The following is a 17465-nucleotide window of genomic DNA, read 5'->3' as shown; positions in this document are numbered from 1 at the left end:
GGAGATGTCGTGTCAGTGACTGACTCGTGAATTGGTTTGTCAACTGTCAGTGACTGTCATTAGCCTCGAACGCATGACTAGTCAGACCACCATCGACAAGACGGGGTCCGGCGACGGGGGCGTACCGTCCGGCCCGTCCGGCTCCGCGCCGGCCACCGGGCTGCGCGGCCATCCGTGGCTCACCCTGATCACCGTTGCCGTGGGAGTCATGATGGTGGCCCTCGACGGCACCATCGTGGCCATCGCCAACCCGGCGATCGCGGAGGACCTGAAGGCCAGCTTCGCCGACGTCCAGTGGATCACCAACGCCTACTTCCTCGCCCTCGCGGTCTCCCTGATCACCGCGGGCAAGCTCGGTGACCGCTTCGGGCACCGGCAGACCTTCCTCATCGGTGTGGTCGGCTTCGCCGCCGCCTCCGGGGCCATCGGCCTGTCCGACAGCATCCCGCTGGTCGTCAGCTTCCGTGTGCTCCAGGGTCTGTTCGGCGCGCTGCTGATGCCGGCCGCGCTCGGCCTGCTGCGGGCCACCTTCCCGGCCGAGAAGCTCAACATGGCCATCGGTATCTGGGGCATGGTCATCGGCGCCTCCACCGCGGGTGGCCCGATCCTCGGTGGTGTGCTCGTCGAGCACGTCAACTGGCAGTCCGTCTTCTTCATCAACGTGCCGGTGGGCGTCATCGCCGTCGTCCTCGGTGTCATGATCCTGCTGGACCACCGCGCCGAGAACGCCCCGCGCTCCTTCGACCTCCTGGGCATCGCGCTGCTGTCCACCGCCATGTTCTGCCTGGTCTGGGCGCTGATCAAGGCCCCCGAGTGGGGCTGGGGCGACGGCACGACGTGGCTGTTCCTCGTGGCGTCCGTCGTGGGCTTCGCCCTGTTCGCCTTCTGGGAGACGAAGGTGGCGGAGCCGCTGATCCCGCTGGGGCTGTTCCGTTCCGTCGCACTGTCCGCGGGTGTCGTCCTCATGGTCCTGATGGCGATCGCCTTCCTGGGCGGGCTGTTCTTCGTGACGTTCTACCTCCAGAACGTGCACGGCTTGAGCCCGATCGACGCCGGCCTGCACCTGCTGCCGCTCACCGGCATGATGATCGTCGGCTCGCCGCTCGCCGGCGCGGTGATCACCAAGGTCGGCCCGCGCATCCCGCTCGCGGGCGGCATGGCGTTCACCGCGCTCGCCATGTACGGCATGTCCACGCTGGAGAAGGACACCGGCAGCGGCATCATGTCGGTCTGGTTCGCCCTGCTGGGCCTCGGCCTCGCGCCCGTCATGGTCGGCGCCACCGAGGTCATCGTCGGCAACGCGCCGATGGAGCTGTCGGGTGTCGCCGGTGGCCTCCAGCAGTCGGCGATGCAGATCGGCGGAAGCCTCGGCACGGCCGTGCTGGGCGCCGTGATGGCCTCCAAGGTCGACAACGACCTGCCCGGCAACTGGGCCGACGCCGGCCTTCCGAAGCTGCCCCCGGAGCAGCTGGGCCAGGCCTCCGAGGCGGTCCAGGTCGGTGTCGCGCCGGTGGCCAAGGGCACGCCCGAGACGCTGGCCGCGAAGATCACGGACGTCGCGCACGACACCTTCATCTCCGGCATGAGTCTGGCGTCGCTGGTCGCCGCCGGCGTCGCGGCCGTGGCCGTGCTGGTCGCCTTCCTCACCAAGCGCGGTGAGAACGCGGAGGCCGGCGCCGGCATGGGGCACGTCTGACCGGGCCCCCGGCCCTGTTCGCCTATCAGGGTGACAGAGTCGGGGAACCCCTCCCTCCGGCGGACATCTCAGGTCACAGTGGGTCAAGTCCTCCGCAGGGCACGGGGGTGAGGCGCTGCGGCGCGCTGCTGGAGGGGGGCAGCGCGCAGGCAGTGCGTGTACGGCAGGCATAGGAGCCTGCGCGGGGGTACCCGAACTCCATGAGGAGTTCCGGGAGTTGATGATGGCGAGCTTCGGACGGGGATCGCGCGGGCACCCCCGCTCACGTGGCCGGACGTGGTCACGGACCGGGCCGGACCGCGCGACGCTCGCGGTCGTCGGAGTCGTCTGCGCGGTCGCCGGGTTCCTGGTGCTGGGGATCATCCTCGGCCCCGTGGCGATCGTCTGCGGGTGGCTCGCCATGGGCCGTACCTGGGCGGGCCCCCGCCCGGTACCGGCCGTGGTCGCCCTCACCCTGGGCGCCGTCGACACCCTCCTGGCCGTCATCCGGCTCACCGGAGCACCTCCGGCCCACGGCCTGTTCTGACCGCCCCGGTCCACGGCCTGTTCTGACCGTCCTGGCCCACGGCCTGTTCTGACCGTCCTGGCCCACGGCCTGTTCTGACCGCCCTGGCCCACGGCCTGTTCTGACCGTCCTGGCCCACGGCCTGCTCAGACCGTCCCCGGCCGGCTCCGCGCGCGAACCGCGGGCTTGGTTGCCTCCCCGGCGCCTGAAGGGCCGACCTGGAAGGTACCTCCAAGGGCGGCAAGGGCGGCAAGGGCGGACACCGGACACGGGCGCTGCGGCGGCCCTCTCGGCGCCGGGCCGCGCCCTCATCCCGCCGAGCCCTGACGCGCTCCGTGTCTTGGGTGGTGTCCTGTCGCCGCGTGGGCGGGGTCCCCCTCTCCGACGAGCCCCGCCGCTTCCGCTCCTCCCCGTGCACCGCGCCCCGCGGCCCGCCGTCGTCGTCGTGAACGGTCACCGCACCGCGTCACCCGACGCCCGGATGTTCGCCCGAGCCACCGTAAGAGGTGGACCGGGAACCGGCAGCGGAGGCAGGGCCCCGGGAAACGGCAGGGGCGGTGGGGGCCCCGGCCCCCACCGCCCCTCGGTGATCGCACCCGCTCCCGGGTCGGCCCGCCGCACGCCGCGGACATCGCCTGCCGCCTGGCCCGGCGATGTCCGCGGCACACGGCCACGCGTACGCGCTACGCGTCCCCGCCCGCGACACCGGGATCCGCCGCCGCCACGTCCAGCAGCCGGTACCGGTCGATGGCCTGCTTCAGCACCGACCGGTCGACCTTGCCCTCGCGGGCCAGCTCGCTCAGCACCGCGACCACGATCGACTCCGCGTCGATGTGGAAGAACCGCCGTGCGGCACCCCGCGTGTCCGCGAAGCCCCACCCGTCGGCCCCCAGCGACTGGTACGTCCCCGGCACCCACCGCGCGATCTGGTCCGGAACCGACCGCATCCAGTCGGACACCGCGACGAACGGCCCCTGCGCGCCGGCCAGCTTCCGGGTCACGTACGGCACCTGCTGCTCCTCCTCGGGGTGCAGCAGGTTGTGCTCCTCGCACGCCACGGCCTCGCGCCGCAGCTCGTTCCAGGAGGTCGCCGACCAGACGTCGGCCCGTACGTTCCACTCCTCGGCGAGGATCCGCTGCGCCTGGACCGCCCACGGCACCGCGACCCCGGACGCCAAGATCTGCGCCGGGATCGAGCCGCCCGTGCCCTCGCTGAAGCGGTGGACGCCCTTGAGGATGCCCTCGACGTCCACGTTCTCCGGCTCGGCGGGGTGCCGGATCGGCTCGTTGTAGACGGTGAGGTAGTAGAAGACGTCCTCGCCGTGCGGGTGCCGCTCGTCCCCGCCGTACATCCGGCGCAGGCCGTCCTGGACGATGTGCGCGATCTCGAAGCCGAACGCGGGGTCGTACGCCACGCACGCCGGGTTCGTCGAGGCCAGCAACTGCGAGTGGCCGTCCGCGTGCTGAAGGCCCTCCCCGGTCAGCGTCGTACGGCCCGCGGTCGCGCCCAGCACGAATCCGCGCGCCAACTGGTCGCCCATCTGCCAGAACTGGTCACCGGTGCGCTGGAAACCGAACATCGAGTAGAAGACGTAGACCGGGATGAGCGGCTCGCCGTGCGTGGCGTACGCCGAGCCGGCCGCGACCAGCGACGCCGTGCAGCCGGCCTCGGAGATGCCGTCGTGCAGCATCTGCCCGGTCGGCGCCTCCTTGTAGGCGAGCAGCAGATCCCGGTCCACGGACTCGTACTGCTGACCGAGCGGATTGTAGATCTTCGCGCTCGGGAAGAACGAGTCCATGCCGAACGTGCGGTACTCGTCCGGCGCGATCAATACGAACCGCCTGCCGATCTCCTTGTCCCGCATGAGGTCCTTCAGCAGCCGCACAAAAGCCATCGTCGTCGCGATGGACTGCTGACCCGACCCCTTCTTCACGGTCGCGTACGCCTTGTCGTCAGGCAGTGCGAGCGGCTTCGACCGCACGACGCGGGTCGGGACGTAGCCGCCGAGACCGAGGCGGCGGTCGTGCATGTACTGCATCTCCTCGGTGTCCCGGCCGGGGTGGTAGTACGGCGGCGGGCCGGACTCCAGCTCCTTGTCGGAGATCGGCAGGTGCAGCCGGTCGCGGAAGCGCTTGAGGTCGTCGACCGTCAGCTTCTTCATCTGGTGCGTGGCGTTGCGGCCCTCGAAGTTCGGGCCCAGCGTCCAGCCCTTGACGGTCTTGGCGAGGATGACCGTCGGCTGGCCCTTGTGCTCCAGGGCCGCCTTGTACGCCGCGTAGATCTTCCGGTGGTCGTGACCGCCACGGCCCAGGTGCAGGATCTGGTCGTCGGTCATGTTCTCGACCATCGCGCGCAGCCGGTGGTCGTCGCCGAAGAAGTGCTCGCGGATGTAGGCGCCGGACTCGGTGGCGTACGTCTGGAACTGGCCGTCCGGCGTGGTGTTCATCCGGTTGACGAGCACGCCGTCGCGGTCCTGGGCGAGCAGCGGGTCCCAGGTGCGGTCCCACACCAGCTTGATGACGTTCCAGCCGGCGCCCCGGAAGACCGACTCCAGCTCCTGGATGATCTTCCCGTTGCCGCGCACCGGGCCGTCGAGGCGCTGGAGGTTGCAGTTGACCACGAAGGTCAGGTTGTCCAGGCCCTCGCGGGCCGCGATGGACAGCTGGCCCAGCGACTCCGGCTCGTCCATCTCGCCGTCGCCGAGGTAGGCCCACACGTGCGAGCGCGACGTGTCCGCGATACCGCGCGCGTGCATGTAGCGGTTCATCCGCGCCTGGTAGATCGCGCCGATCGGGCCGAGGCCCATCGAGACCGTCGGGAACTCCCAGAAACCCGGCATCGACCGCGGGTGCGGATACGACGACAGGGCGTAGGGCGCCTTCGACTTCTCCTGCCGGAACCCGTCCAGGTGCTCCTCGCTGAGCCGGTCCAGCAGGTACGCGCGCGCGTAGATGCCCGGTGAGGCGTGCCCCTGGAAGAAGACCTGGTCGCCGCCGTCGCCCTCGTCCTTGCCGCGGAAGAAGTGGTTGAAGCCCACGTCGTACAGCGAGGCGGAGGAGGCGAAGGTCGCGATGTGGCCGCCGACGCCGATGCCGGGCCGCTGCGCGCGTGAGACCATCACGGCGGCGTTCCAGCGCGTGGCGTTGAGGATCTTGCGCTCGATCTCCTCGTTGCCGGGGAAGAACGGCTCGCTCTTGGTCGGGATGGTGTTGACGTAGTCCGTGCTGCGCATCTCGGGAACGGCCACGCGCTTCTCGCGAGCCCGCTCGATCAGCCGCAGCATCAGGTAGCGGGCACGCTCCCGGCCGCGCTCGTCGACGGCGGCGTCGAGGGAGTCGAGCCACTCCTGGGTTTCCTCGGGGTCGAAGTCAGGAACCTGACTCGGAAGGCCGCCAATGATGATCGGATTGCGATCGGATGCGGAAGCCACGCTGTTCCTTCGCTGTCAGAGGGCTGATTTGTCCGGGTGTCTGCGCCGATTCCCCATCGTGTACCTCGCGGGGGCAAACGTCATCTGTACCGTGGGGTAACCGGTTCCTCCGTAGGGGCCGGGGGCACGTTCATTCGGATCTCGTACCCACGCATGGTTCCCAAATACGCAAACGGGGCAGAAAGGTGTGGTGTACGTCACCTTGGGTCCGGACGGCATGGCTGGAGTTGCGGCGACACCGCCCGGATCGTCACCGTTTCGACGGTCCCGGCCGCCGGGTACTTGCGCGATCCGTCCCGCCCGTGTGGACTACGGCCAGGCTTCGCGCACGCGCGTGGCTGAGACTCCCCAGGCCCTGGACGGGTCCGGGGGCACCCCCCATTCCAAGACACGATCAGGAGGCAACCCGTGAGCGCGACCGCGGACCACGCGGAGGAGCGGACGAACCCTGCCGCCAGGCTGGGTTTCCAGCCCGGGCAGGTGGTCCAGGAGATCGGCTACGACGACGACGTCGACCAGGAGCTCCGCGAGGCCATTGAGAGCGCCGTCGAGGGCGAGCTGGTGGACGAGGACTACGAGGACGTGGCCGACGCCGTCGTGCTCTGGTTCCGTGACGACGACGGCGACCTGACGGATGCGCTGGTGGATGCCACCACGTACATCGAAGAGGGCGGGGCGATCCTGCTCCTCACGCCGAAGACCGGCCGTCCGGGGTACGTCGAGGCCAGCGACATTTCGGAAGCCTCGACGACGGCGGGGCTGACGGCGGCCAAGAGCGTCAGCGTCGGGAAGGACTGGAGCGGCAGCCGGCTGGCGACGCCCAAGGCCGCCAAGTCCAAGCGGTAGCCGACAGGCTCCGTACCATCCGGACCTCGGACGGACCGACCGCCGTCGGCCCGTCCGGGGCTCCGTGACGGCCCCTGCGTAGGGTGTTTCCAGCGAACCACCTGCGAAGGGACGAACAGGACATGACGATCCAGGTCGGCGACACGGCACCCGACTTCGCACTCAAGGACAACCACGGCGCGACCGTCCGGCTGTCCGACTTCCGCGGGCGGAAGAACGTCGTGCTGCTCTTCTACCCGTTCGCCTTCACCGGCGTGTGCACCGGCGAGCTGTGCGAGGTGCGCGACAACCTGCCCCAGTTCGCCGACCGCGACACCCAGGTGCTCGCCGTCTCCAACGACTCCATCCACACCCTGCGCGTCTTCGCCGAGCAGGAGGGCCTGGAGTACCCGCTGCTCTCCGACTTCTGGCCGCACGGCAACGTCTCGCGCGCCTACGGCGTCTTCGACGAGGACAAGGGCTGCGCCGTCCGCGGCACCTTCATCATCGACCAGGAGGGCGTCGTGCGCTGGACCGTCGTCAACGGCCTGCCGGACGCCCGCGACCTGACCGAGTACGTGAAGGCGCTCGACACCCTGTGAGGTGTCGGCCGCAGGGCCTGCGGGGGGCGGGAACCCGTCACTAGGATCGAATCGTTGATCCGACATCCGCGCACTACGGGGCATCCCGCCCCCGGACACCAATGGAGGACTCGTGGGAGTCAGCCTCAGCAAGGGCGGCAACGTTTCGCTGACCAAGGAGGCCCCCGGCCTGACCGCGGTCATCGTCGGTCTGGGGTGGGACGTCCGCACCACGACCGGTACCGACTTCGACCTCGACGCCAGCGCGCTGCTGCTGAACAGCAGCGGCAAGGTCGCCAGCGACGCGCACTTCATCTTCTTCAACAACCTGAAGAGCCCGGACGGCTCGGTCGAGCACACCGGCGACAACCTCACCGGTGAGGGCGAGGGCGACGACGAGCAGCTCAAGATCAACCTCGCCGGCGTCCCCGCCGACGTCGAGAAGATCGTCTTCCCGGTCTCGATCTACGACGCCGAGAACCGCCAGCAGTCCTTCGGCCAGGTGCGCAACGCTTTCATCCGCGTCGTCAACCAGGCCGGCGGCGCCGAGATCGCCCGTTACGACCTGAGCGAGGACGCCTCCACGGAGACGGCCATGGTCTTCGGCGAGCTGTACCGGCACGGCGCCGAGTGGAAGTTCCGCGCCATCGGCCAGGGCTACGCCTCCGGCCTGCGCGGCATCGCCCAGGACTTCGGCGTGAACGTCTGAGTCGTCAAAGCTCCCGAGGCCGCGGCCTCGATCGTCCGGCGCCGCACGGTTTACGTGCGGCGCCGGACGCGCAGGAAACCCAGGGACCATCACCGGGGAGGACCATCACCATGGGCGTCACGCTTGCCAAGGGAGGAAACGTCTCCCTGTCCAAGGCCGCACCGAACCTCACACAGGTACTGGTCGGACTCGGCTGGGACGCGCGTTCCACGACCGGAGCACCCTTCGACCTGGACGCCAGCGCGCTGGTGTGCAGCGGCGGCCGGGTGCTCGGCGACGATTGGTTCGTCTTCTACAACCAGCTCACGAGCCCGGACGGCTCCGTCGAGCACACCGGCGACAACCTCACGGGCGAGGGCGACGGTGACGACGAGTCGCTGCTGGTCGACCTCTCCAAGGTGCCTGCTCACTGCGACAAGATCGTCTTTCCGGTCTCCATCCACATGGCCGACGAGCGCGGGCAGACGTTCGGGCAGGTCAGCAACGCCTTCATCCGCGTCGTGAACCAGGCCGACGGCCAGGAACTCGCCCGTTACGACCTCAGCGAAGACGCCTCCACCGAGACGGCGATGATCTTCGGTGAGCTCTACCGCTACCAGGGCGAGTGGAAGTTCCGTGCGGTGGGGCAGGGGTACGCGTCGGGGCTCCGGGGCATCGCTCTAGACTTCGGAGTCAACGTTTCGTAAAGCCGAGTACGGCGCGGGGGAGCCCCGTACACACACGATTGGGTAGCCAGTGCTTCTGAAAACCTTCGGCTGGTCGTTCGCGGTCACCGCGCTCGGCCTGGTCGCGGCGGTCTTCTACGGGGGGTGGAGCGCCTTCGGCCTCGTGGCGATCCTCTCCATCATGGAGATCTCGCTGTCCTTCGACAACGCGGTGGTCAACGCCGGGATCCTGAAGAAGATGAATGCCTTCTGGCAGAAGATCTTCCTCACCATCGGCATTCTCATCGCCGTCTTCGGTATGCGCCTGGTGTTCCCGGTCGTGATCGTGGCGATCAGCGCCCAGCTCGGACCGATCGAGGCCGTCGACCTCGCGCTCACCGACAAGGACCGCTATCAGGAGCTGGTGACGGACGCCCACCCGTCGATCGCCGCCTTCGGTGGCATGTTCCTCCTGATGATCTTCCTCGACTTCATCTTCGAGGACCGGGACATCAAGTGGCTGGGCTGGCTGGAGCGTCCGCTGGCCAAGCTCGGCAAGGTCGACATGCTGTCGGTCTGCATCGCCCTGATCGTGCTGCTCGTCTCCGCGATGACCTTCGCCACGCAGGCCCACCTGCACGCCGGTCATGCCGACAAGGCCGAGACGGTCCTGATCGCCGGCGTCGCGGGTCTGATCACGTACTTGATCGTCGGCGGTCTCTCCGGCTACTTCGAGGACAAGCTCGAAGAGGAGGAGGAACGCGAGCACGAGGCGGAGGAGAAGGCCGAACGCGAGGGCAAGCCCAAGTCGGCGATCGCGCTGGCCGGCAAGGCCGCGTTCTTCATGTTCCTCTACCTGGAGGTCCTGGACGCGTCGTTCTCCTTCGACGGCGTCATCGGCGCCTTCGCCATCACCAACGACATCGTCCTGATGGCCCTCGGCCTCGGCATCGGCGCCATGTACGTCCGGTCCCTGACCGTCTACCTGGTCCGCGAGGGCACCCTGGACGACTACGTCTACCTGGAGCACGGCGCCCACTACGCCATCGGCGCCCTCGCCGTGATCCTCCTCGTCACCATCCGGTACGAGATCAACGAGTTCATCACCGGCCTCATCGGTGTGTTCCTGATCGGCTGGTCCTTCTGGTCCTCCGTGCGCCGCAACAAGCGACTCGCCGCGGCCGGGGGACCGGGCGACGGAGAGAAGGCGGAGGTCTCCTCCGGGGTGTGAGACCCTGATGATCCCGGGCCGGTGCGCCCCCGGTGCGCCTGCGCCACCGGTGTGAACCGGCCCCAGGTGAGGGAACGCTCTGTGCGGGGCGGCCGACGAGGACGACTCCTCGGGGCCGCCCCGTCGGCGGTGACGGGAACGTGGGGGCGGGAATGGGTTTCTTGGACGGGCTGTGGCGCGGCCGGGAGAGCGAGTTCGACTCGGGCAGCGCGGCCACCAACTCCATCCAGCTGACCAAACGGCACAGCCAGGTGTCCCTGACCAAGCAGGGCGCGGCCACCGGTCACCTGCGGGTCAACCTCAGCTGGCGGATGCGGACCTCGGACATCATGGGCACGCAGCGGGAGAGCCTGCTGCGTCACCCCTTCAAGGCGCTCAAGCCCCCCGAGGTCATGGGCCACAGCCAGAGCATGGTCAACGTCGACCTCGACCTCGGCTGCCTCTACGAACTCCAGGACGGCACCCGCGGCGTCGTCCAGCCGCTCGGCGGCTTCCTGGGCGACGTCAACGGCCCGCCGTACGTCAAGCTCAGCGGTGACGACCGGTTCGGCTCGGCCTCCGGTGAGACGATCTACGTCAACCTCGACCACCGGGACGCCATCAAACGCCTGCTGCTCTTCGCCTACATCTACGACCAGACCCCCGCCTTCGACCGGACGCACGCCATCGTGACGCTCTACCCGAGCAACGGCCCCCGCATCGAGATAGGCCTCGACGAGCGCCATCCGCAGGCCCGGTCCTGCGCCGTGGTGATGATCGAGAACATCAAGGGCGAGATCTTCGTCCGCCGCGAGGTGAAGTTCGTGTACGGCTTCCAGGGCGAGCTGGACCGGCTCTACGGGTGGGGCCTGCAGTGGGGCCGGGGGCACAAGAGCAAGGCGGAGCGCTGAGGCCCCGCCCCGTGCCGCCGAGAGCGTGTCCGTGCCGCTGAGTGCGTGCCCGTGCCGCCGAGAGCGTGTCCGTGCCCCTGAGTGCGTGCCCGTACTGTCGAGACCGTGCCCGTGCCGTCGGGGCGCCTACCGCCCGATGAACTGCGGCCCCTGCGGCGGCAGCCGGAAGTCCGGGTCGGGTGCCCCGGTGACCAGCTGCGGATAGCCGTAGCCGGACTGGCCGCCGGTGACCCCCGCGGCGGCCGGCGCCTGCGGATACCCGTCCGCGGGCCGGCCGGCGGGCTGCGGATAGCCGTAGGCGGGCTGGTTCGTCGGCGGCTGCTGCGGATAGCCGTACGCGGGCTGTGCCGGTACCCCCGTCGGCTGTTCCGGCGGCAGCGGGCGGGAGGCCTCCGGCGGGAGGGGCTGGACGGTCGTCGGCTGTTCCGGGTCGACCGTCGGCGGGGAGGACACGAACTGCGCGGACGTGGGCGGGGACGGCTGGGGCCGAGGGGTCGCCAAGGGATCGTCCGCCCCCTCGGACTCGTCCACCGAGATGCCGAAGTCGGTCGCCAGGCCCTTCAGCCCGTTCGAGTAGCCCTCGCCCAGCGCCCGGAACTTCCAGCCCTCCCCGCGCCGGTACAGCTCACCGCAGATCAGCGCCGTCTCCTGGCCCGTTTCGGGCTTGACGTCGAAGTACGCCAGCGGTTCCGCGTCGGCGGCCGCGGCGTCGTGCAGCAGGATGCGCAGCGACCGGACCCGGTCGAAGGTGACGCCGTCCGCCGACGCGACCAGCAGGATCCGGCCCACCGAGGCCTCGACCCCGGAGAGGTCTGTCTGGATCGTGTCGGTCAGATCCTCGGCGACCCGCTTCTTCCCGAGCCGCCAGACCTGCCCCGAGGGGTGGCGGGGCTGGTTGTAGAAGACGAAATCCTCGTCGGAACGCACACGGTCGTCCGGTCCCAGCAGTAGCGCGGAGGCGTCGACGTCGGGTACCCCCTGCCCGGGTGTCCAGCGCAGCACGGCGCGTACCGTGGTGGCTTGCAGCGGGACGTTCGACCCCTTCAGCATCGCGTGCGTCATGCCGTCATCCTGCCTTCTCGGTCCTGGTCACGACAACGCGGGGGCGGGTACTCGGGCCGTCTCCGCTCACCCCGGGTCGCCGCCGCCGACACGGCCGGGTTACCTGGAATTCATGCCCGGTGGGAACCTCCGACATGGATGCGTACGTACTATTACCGGCCACCTTTGGACAGCTCACAGGTCGCCCAGATACCACGGGGGAGTTTGAATGCGTCATTTCGGGCAGATCGCTGCCGACGTGCGGAAGCGCCTCTTCCACCAGGAACCCTGCGTCTTCACGGCGGACTCCCCGGCCAGACTGCTGTCCGCGGCCCTGGGCGCCACGCTCTACAGCCCGGCCACCCGGCCGAGACTCGCCGACGACATCCTCAAGCAGGGCGCGCGTGGTGTGGTGTCGATGGTGCTCTGCCTGGAGGACTCGATCGACGACGCCGACGTGCCGGCCGGCGAGGAGAACCTCGTCCGCCGGCTCACGGAGCTGACGGAACGTTCCGGCGTCGATGTCCCCCTGCTGTTCGTCCGGGTCCGCACCCCCGAGCAGATACCCGACCTCGTACGGCGCCTCGGTCCCGCCGTGCGGCTGCTGTCCGGGTTCGTGCTGCCGAAGTTCACCGAGGAACGCGGCATGCCCTTCCTGGAGGCGCTCGCCGCCGCCGAGGCCACCAGCGGCCGCAGGCTCTTCGCCATGCCCGTGCTGGAGTCGCCGGAACTGCTGTACCGGGAGTCCCGCGTGCAGACGCTGGAGGGCATCTTCCGGGCGGTGGACAAGTACCGCGACCGTGTGCTCGCCCTGCGCCTCGGCGTGACGGACTTCTGTTCCTCCTACGGGCTGCGCAGGGGCCCCGACATGACGGCGTACGACGTCCAGATCGTCGCCTCCGTGATCGCCGACGTGGTGAACATGCTCGCCCGCGCCGACGGCACCGGCTTCACGGTGACCGGACCGGTGTGGGAGTACTTCCGCGTCCAGGAGCGGATGTTCAAACCGCAACTGCGGCAGAGCCCCTTCCTGGAAGGGCAGGCCGTCGAACTGCGCCAGAAACTGATCGAGCACTCGATGGACGGACTGCTGCGGGAGATCTCCCTGGACCGCGCCAACGGCCTGCTGGGCAAGACCTGCATCCACCCCTCCCACGTGCTCCCCGTGCACGCGCTGTCCGTGGTCAGCCACGAGGAGTTCAGCGACGCCCAGGACATCCTGCGGCCCGAACGCGGCGGCGGGGGTGTGCTGAGGTCGGCGTACACCAACAAGATGAACGAAGTGAAGCCGCACCGCGCCTGGGCCGAGCGGACGCTGCTGCGCGCCGAGGTCTTCGGCGTGGCGAACGAGGACGTCGGCTTCGTGGAACTGCTCGCCGCCGGCCTGTCCGACTGAACGCAAGGAATCCATGACCGACGCAAGGGCCCACGCCGTGGTGGACAACGGAAGGCACGAGTACATGACCGAGAGGGCGCACGCCGAAGGGCGCGCCGGAGTCTGGTCCGGCAGCTGGGTCGCCGAGCGGCTCGGTGTCGAACTCGTCGGCGACGAGACGCTGACCGGCCTGCTGGGGCTCGCCCTGCGCCGCAACCCCAAGCGGGCGCACCTGCTCGTCTCCAACGTGCTCGGCAAGCACGTCCCGCAGTCGCCCTCCGTCGTGTACGGCCACGGCGTCGCCCTCGGCCGCCGCGTCCGCGACCTGCTGGGCGCCGACGCGGCCGAGAACGCGGTCGTCCTCGGCTACGCGGAGACGGCCACCGGCCTCGGCCACTCGGTCGCCGACGGCCTGGGCCCCGCCCCCTACCTGCACTCCACCCGCCGTCCGGTCGCCGGGGTCGCCCGGGCGGGCGGCTTCGAGGAGTCCCACTCGCACGCCACTTCCCACCTCCTGCTGCCCGAGGACCCGGAGCTGCTGGCCGGCGAGGGACCGCTGGTCCTCGTCGACGACGAGTTCTCCACCGGCAACACGGTGCTCAACACCGTCCGCGCCCTGCACGAGCGCTACCCCCGCAAACGGTACGTCGTGGTGGCCCTGGTCGACATGCGCTCGCCCGCCGACGCCGGCCGGCTGGAGGACTTCGCCCGGGAGATCGGCGCCCGCGTGGACCTGGTGACGGCCGCCTCGGGCACGGTCCGACTGCCGGAGGGCGTACTGGAGAAGGGGCAGGAACTGGTCGCCCGGTACGAGGCGCGTGCCGCTGAGCCGGGCCGGGAAGGTGCGGGTGCGGGTGCGGGTGTCGACGTGGGTGCGGGTGCGGGTGCCGTTGCCGGCGTCGGTGCTGGTGCCCACGGTTCCGGCGGCGTGGTGGCCGGGCCCGCGGGGGGCGCGGGGGGTGCCGCCGGTGTGCGGGGTGGCGTCCACGTGGCTGGCTCTGAGGGCGCGGCCGACGTGCCGGGTGCCGTCCATGCTCCCGGCTCCGGTGGCGCTGCCGTCGGCGCCACCGCGCCTGCGCCGGAGCGCCCGGGGGCGCTCGAGCGGGATGCCGCCGGTCCCGAAGTGCCCGTCGCGACCACCCCCGGCTCCGTCCGGCGCGTCGGCCTGGACTGGCCGGACGGAGTTCCCGACGGCGGACGGCACGGGTTCACGGCCGCGCAGCGGGAGCGCCTGGAGCGCGCCCTGCCCGGCATGGCAGGGCGGATCGCCGCGGCGCTGCCCGTGGGTGCCCGCCGGGTACTCGTCCTCGGCTTCGAGGAACTGATGTACGCCCCACTGCGCCTGGCCCACGCGCTCGAGCAGACCGTCGGCGCCGACGTGCGCTACTCCACCACCACCCGCTCGCCCGTCCTCGCGGTCGACGACCCCGGCTACGCGATACGCACCCGCCTGGTCTTCCCCGCGCACGACGACCCGGCCGACGGCCCCGGCGAGCGCTACGCCTACAACGTCGCCGGCGCCGGATTCGACACCGTCGTCGCCGTCGTCGACTCGGCCGCCGACACCCCAGCCCTGCACACGCCCGGCGGACTGATGGACCAGCTCACCGCGCACGTCCCGCACGTCCTGCTCGCGGTCGTCCCGTCGTACGTGCCCGGGCCTCCCGGGTCCCCGCACGCCCCCGAAAGGCCCCCGATGCTGCCCGAGCCCCTGCGCGGTCCCACCTTCTCCTCGTACGCCCCCGACGAGGTCGGATGGCTGCTCCAGGACCTCTCGGAGGTGACGCTCGAGGCGCCGACCGAGGAGCGCGAGGAGGCGATCCAGAGCGGCGGCGCGCACTACGCCGAGTCGCTGCCCGTGGAGTACCAGCCCAGCGAGCAGTACCAGGAGCTGTTCCACGCCGCGCTGGAGACGTCCGCCGCCCGGCTGGCCCGCGCCGTCGGCGCCGTCACCGAGATCGTGCTCACCGAACGGTCGCCGCGTCCCGTCCTGGTCTCCCTCGCCCGCGCGGGCACTCCCGTCGGCATCCTGATGCGCCGCTGGGCGCAGTTCCGTCATGGCCTCGAACTCCCTCACTACGCGGTGTCGATCGTCCGGGGCCGCGGCATCGACGCCAACGCGCTGCGCTGGCTGGCCGACCACCACGACCCCGCCGACGTCGTCTTCGTCGACGGCTGGACCGGCAAGGGCGCCATCACCCGTGAACTCGCCGCCGCGCTGCGCGACTTCGAGGCCTCCGACGGCGTCACCGGCTTCGACCCGGAGATCGCCGTACTGGCCGACCCGGGCTCCTGCGTACGTACCTATGGCACCCGCGACGACTTCCTCATCCCCTCCGCCTGCCTCAACTCCACCGTCTCCGGCCTGATATCGCGCACCGTGCTCCGCGCCGACCTGGTCGGCCCGCACGACTTCCACGGCGCGAAGTTCTACCGCGAACTCGCCGGCTCCGACCTCTCCCCGGCCTTCCTCGACGCCGTCGCCGCCCGCTTCCCGGAGGTCACCGACACGGTCGACGCCCAGGCCGAAGAGCTCCTGGCCGCCGATCGCACCCCCACCTGGGAGGGCTGGGCCGCCGTCGAGCGCATCAGCGAGGAGTACGGCATCCACGACGTGAACCTCGTCAAACCCGGCGTCGGCGAGACGACCCGCGTGATGCTGCGCCGCGTCCCGTGGAAGGTGCTGGCCCGGGCCGGCGCGGGCGCCGACCTCGACCACGTACGCCTGCTGGCCGAACAGCGGGGCGTACCCGTCGAGGAAGTCGCGGACCTGCCCTACACCTGCGTCGGGCTGATCCACCCCCAGTACACGCGGGGCGCGACCGGCGCCGACGGCAAGGCGGTGGCGCCGTGATGCCGGTGCTCGTCGCGAGCGACCTCGATCGCACGCTCATCTACTCCGCCGCCGCCCTCGGACTGACCATGCCCGACGCGCAGGCCCCCCGGCTGCTGTGCGTGGAGGTCTACGAGAGCAGACCCCTCTCCTACATGACGGAGACGGCAGCCGGGCTGCTGACGGACCTCGGCGACTCCGCGGTCTTCGTACCGACCACCACCCGGACCCGCGAGCAGTACCAGCGCATCAACCTCCCCGGCCCGCCCCCGAAGTACGCGATCTGCGCCAACGGTGGCCACCTGCTGGTGGACGGTGTATCCGATCCCGACTGGCACGCACGGGTGACCGCCCGACTGGCCGACGAGTGCGCCTCGCTGGCCGAGGTCCGCGACCACCTGGCGCGGACCGCCGACCCACTGTGGGTGCGCAAGCACCGGGTCGCCGAGGACCTCTTCGCCTACCTCGTGGTCGAGCGCGAACTGCTGCCCGAGGACTGGGTGAAGGAACTCGCGGTGTGGGCCGAGAACCGCGGCTGGACCGTGTCCCTCCAGGGCCGCAAGATCTACGCCGTCCCCAAGCCGCTCACCAAGAGCGCCGCGGTGTACGAGGTGGCCCGCCGCACCGGCGCGGACCTCACCCTCGCCGCCGGTGACTCCCTCCTCGACGCCGACCTGCTGCTCGCCGCCCACCGGGGCTGGCGCCCCGGCCACGGCGAACTTGCCGACTCCGGCTGGACGGCGCCCGCGATCAGCGCCTTGTCCGAGCGCGGCGTGCTGGCGGGTGAGCGGATCCTGCGAGAGTTCCTGCGTGCGGTGAATCCGGCTCGCTGACCCCGCCGTCGTCCGGATCCCCGGCACCGCCACCGGTGCCGGGACGGCCGTCGTCGTCACCGGCCGGCGGCTGTATGCCCAGCTCCCCGTCGCGTCGGCGGCCCCGCCTGCGATGGCCGGCTCCCGGCCGCAGCAGACGCATCCCGATGAAGACGAGCAGCGCCAGGGCGGCAAGCGCGAGAACCACCTTCGAATAGGCGGAGACTATGTGGGAGACCTCGGACCAGTTGTCCCCCAGCGCGTAGCCCGCGACTACGAACGCGGTGTTCCAGATCGCGCTGCCCAGCGTGGTCAGGGCGAGGAAGACGGGCAGCCGCATCCGTTCGACACCCGCCGGTACGGAGATCAGGCTGCGGAAGATCGGGATCATCCGGCCGAAGAACACGGCCTTGGTCCCGTGCTTGAGGAACCACGCCTCCGTCTTCTCTATGTCGGACACCTTCACCAGCGGCAGTCTCGCCGCTATCGCCACCGTGCGGTCCCGGCCGAGCAGGGCGCCGACCCCGTACAGGGCGAGCGCGCCGATCACCGAACCCGCCGTCGTCCACAGCAGGACGGCGATCAGGTCCATCCGGCCGGAGCTCGCCGCGAACCCGGCGAGCGGCAGGATCACCTCGCTCGGCAGTGGAGGAAACAGGTTCTCCAGAGCGATGGCGAGGCCGGCGCCGGGTGCGCCGAGCGTGTCCATGAGGTCGTTGATCCACTGCGGTGCCGCACCGCTGTCCGCGGCAGGCTGCGCTGCGATGGCTGTCATGACGACCACGCTAGAAAATCGCAGCTGAAGAGGCCCTGAGGAAGACCGCACGTCCGACTGCGGTGTCCCGCAGGCCACAATTGCGGTTTTCCGCAGTGTGTGCCGCCGCCGCTCCCG

14 protein-coding genes are annotated in these 17465 nt (G+C 70.3%); 11 read left to right on the top strand and 3 right to left on the bottom strand.

Going from position 1 to position 17465, the window contains the following annotated elements; genetic code table 11:
- Positions 1-73: 73 nt before the first annotated feature.
- Positions 74-1696 carry an MFS transporter gene (locus tag KUM32_RS16270; RefSeq protein ID WP_217142608.1) on the top strand — a complete coding sequence of 541 codons (1623 nt, stop codon included), beginning with the start codon at positions 74-76 and terminating at the stop codon, positions 1694-1696.
- Positions 1697-1916: 220 nt separating this feature from the next.
- The gene (locus KUM32_RS16265; protein ID WP_217142607.1) at positions 1917-2222 is read left to right on the top strand and encodes a small hydrophobic protein; all 306 of its coding nucleotides are present in this window, start codon (positions 1917-1919) and stop codon (positions 2220-2222) included.
- A gap of 662 nt (positions 2223-2884) precedes the next feature.
- Here the strand turns inward: KUM32_RS16265 and aceE are convergent.
- Complete coding sequence (aceE, locus tag KUM32_RS16260; RefSeq protein ID WP_217142606.1) at positions 2885-5632, bottom strand: pyruvate dehydrogenase (acetyl-transferring), homodimeric type; 2748 nt, start codon at positions 5630-5632, stop codon at positions 2885-2887.
- 408 nt (positions 5633-6040) lie between these two features.
- Here aceE and KUM32_RS16255 point away from each other — a divergent pair, with 408 nt between their 5' ends.
- The 6 genes from KUM32_RS16255 (at position 6041) to KUM32_RS16230 (ending at position 10512) form a co-directional block, all read left to right on the top strand.
- The gene (locus KUM32_RS16255; protein ID WP_217142605.1) at positions 6041-6478 is read left to right on the top strand and encodes a DUF3052 domain-containing protein; all 438 of its coding nucleotides are present in this window, start codon (positions 6041-6043) and stop codon (positions 6476-6478) included.
- A gap of 122 nt (positions 6479-6600) precedes the next feature.
- Positions 6601-7059: a peroxiredoxin gene (locus KUM32_RS16250; RefSeq protein WP_217142604.1), complete on the top strand. Its 459-nt coding sequence runs from the start codon at positions 6601-6603 to the stop codon at positions 7057-7059.
- A 112-nt stretch (positions 7060-7171) separates the two neighbouring features.
- Positions 7172-7747 (top strand): calcium homeostasis/redox stress adaptation protein, encoded by a 576-nt coding sequence (locus tag KUM32_RS16245; RefSeq protein WP_217142603.1) that lies wholly within the window; start codon positions 7172-7174, stop codon positions 7745-7747.
- Between the two features lie 110 nt (positions 7748-7857).
- The gene (locus KUM32_RS16240) at positions 7858-8433 is read left to right on the top strand and encodes a TerD family protein (RefSeq protein ID WP_217142602.1); all 576 of its coding nucleotides are present in this window, start codon (positions 7858-7860) and stop codon (positions 8431-8433) included.
- Between the two features lie 49 nt (positions 8434-8482).
- The gene (locus KUM32_RS16235; RefSeq protein ID WP_217142601.1) at positions 8483-9622 is read left to right on the top strand and encodes a DUF475 domain-containing protein; all 1140 of its coding nucleotides are present in this window, start codon (positions 8483-8485) and stop codon (positions 9620-9622) included.
- Between the two features lie 152 nt (positions 9623-9774).
- Positions 9775-10512 carry a Tellurium resistance gene (locus KUM32_RS16230; RefSeq protein WP_217142600.1) on the top strand — a complete coding sequence of 246 codons (738 nt, stop codon included), beginning with the start codon at positions 9775-9777 and terminating at the stop codon, positions 10510-10512.
- Between the two features lie 126 nt (positions 10513-10638).
- Here KUM32_RS16230 and KUM32_RS16225 read toward each other — a convergent pair whose 3' ends face one another.
- Entirely contained in the window at positions 10639-11574 is a 936-nt protein-coding gene (locus KUM32_RS16225) for a TerD family protein (protein WP_217142599.1), read from the bottom strand.
- 208 nt (positions 11575-11782) lie between these two features.
- Between KUM32_RS16225 and KUM32_RS16220 the strand changes: the two genes are divergently transcribed.
- The 3 genes from KUM32_RS16220 to KUM32_RS16210 all read left to right on the top strand — a co-directional run bounded on the left by KUM32_RS16220 (position 11783) and on the right by KUM32_RS16210 (position 16594).
- Positions 11783-12949 (top strand): HpcH/HpaI aldolase/citrate lyase family protein, encoded by a 1167-nt coding sequence (locus KUM32_RS16220; RefSeq protein WP_217142598.1) that lies wholly within the window; start codon positions 11783-11785, stop codon positions 12947-12949.
- A gap of 64 nt (positions 12950-13013) precedes the next feature.
- Positions 13014-15782, top strand: a complete 2769-nt coding sequence (locus tag KUM32_RS16215) for a phosphoribosyltransferase (protein ID WP_217142637.1) — start codon at positions 13014-13016, stop codon at positions 15780-15782.
- Positions 15782-16594, top strand: coding sequence for an HAD family hydrolase (locus KUM32_RS16210; protein WP_217142597.1), 813 nt, complete (start codon positions 15782-15784; stop codon positions 16592-16594). Before KUM32_RS16215 ends, KUM32_RS16210 begins: the two co-directional genes overlap by 1 nt.
- On the opposite strand, the gene KUM32_RS16205 is transcribed toward KUM32_RS16210, so the two are convergent.
- Positions 16512-17348: a DedA family protein gene (locus KUM32_RS16205; RefSeq protein WP_217142596.1), complete on the bottom strand. Its 837-nt coding sequence runs from the start codon at positions 17346-17348 to the stop codon at positions 16512-16514. The two genes, KUM32_RS16210 and KUM32_RS16205, sit on opposite strands and share 83 nt — an antisense overlap.
- Between the last annotated feature and the right edge of the window lie 117 nt (positions 17349-17465).

The sequence above is a fragment of the Streptomyces sp. AC627_RSS907 genome, assembly GCF_019049165.1.
This window is presented reverse-complemented; position numbering and strand designations above follow the sequence as displayed.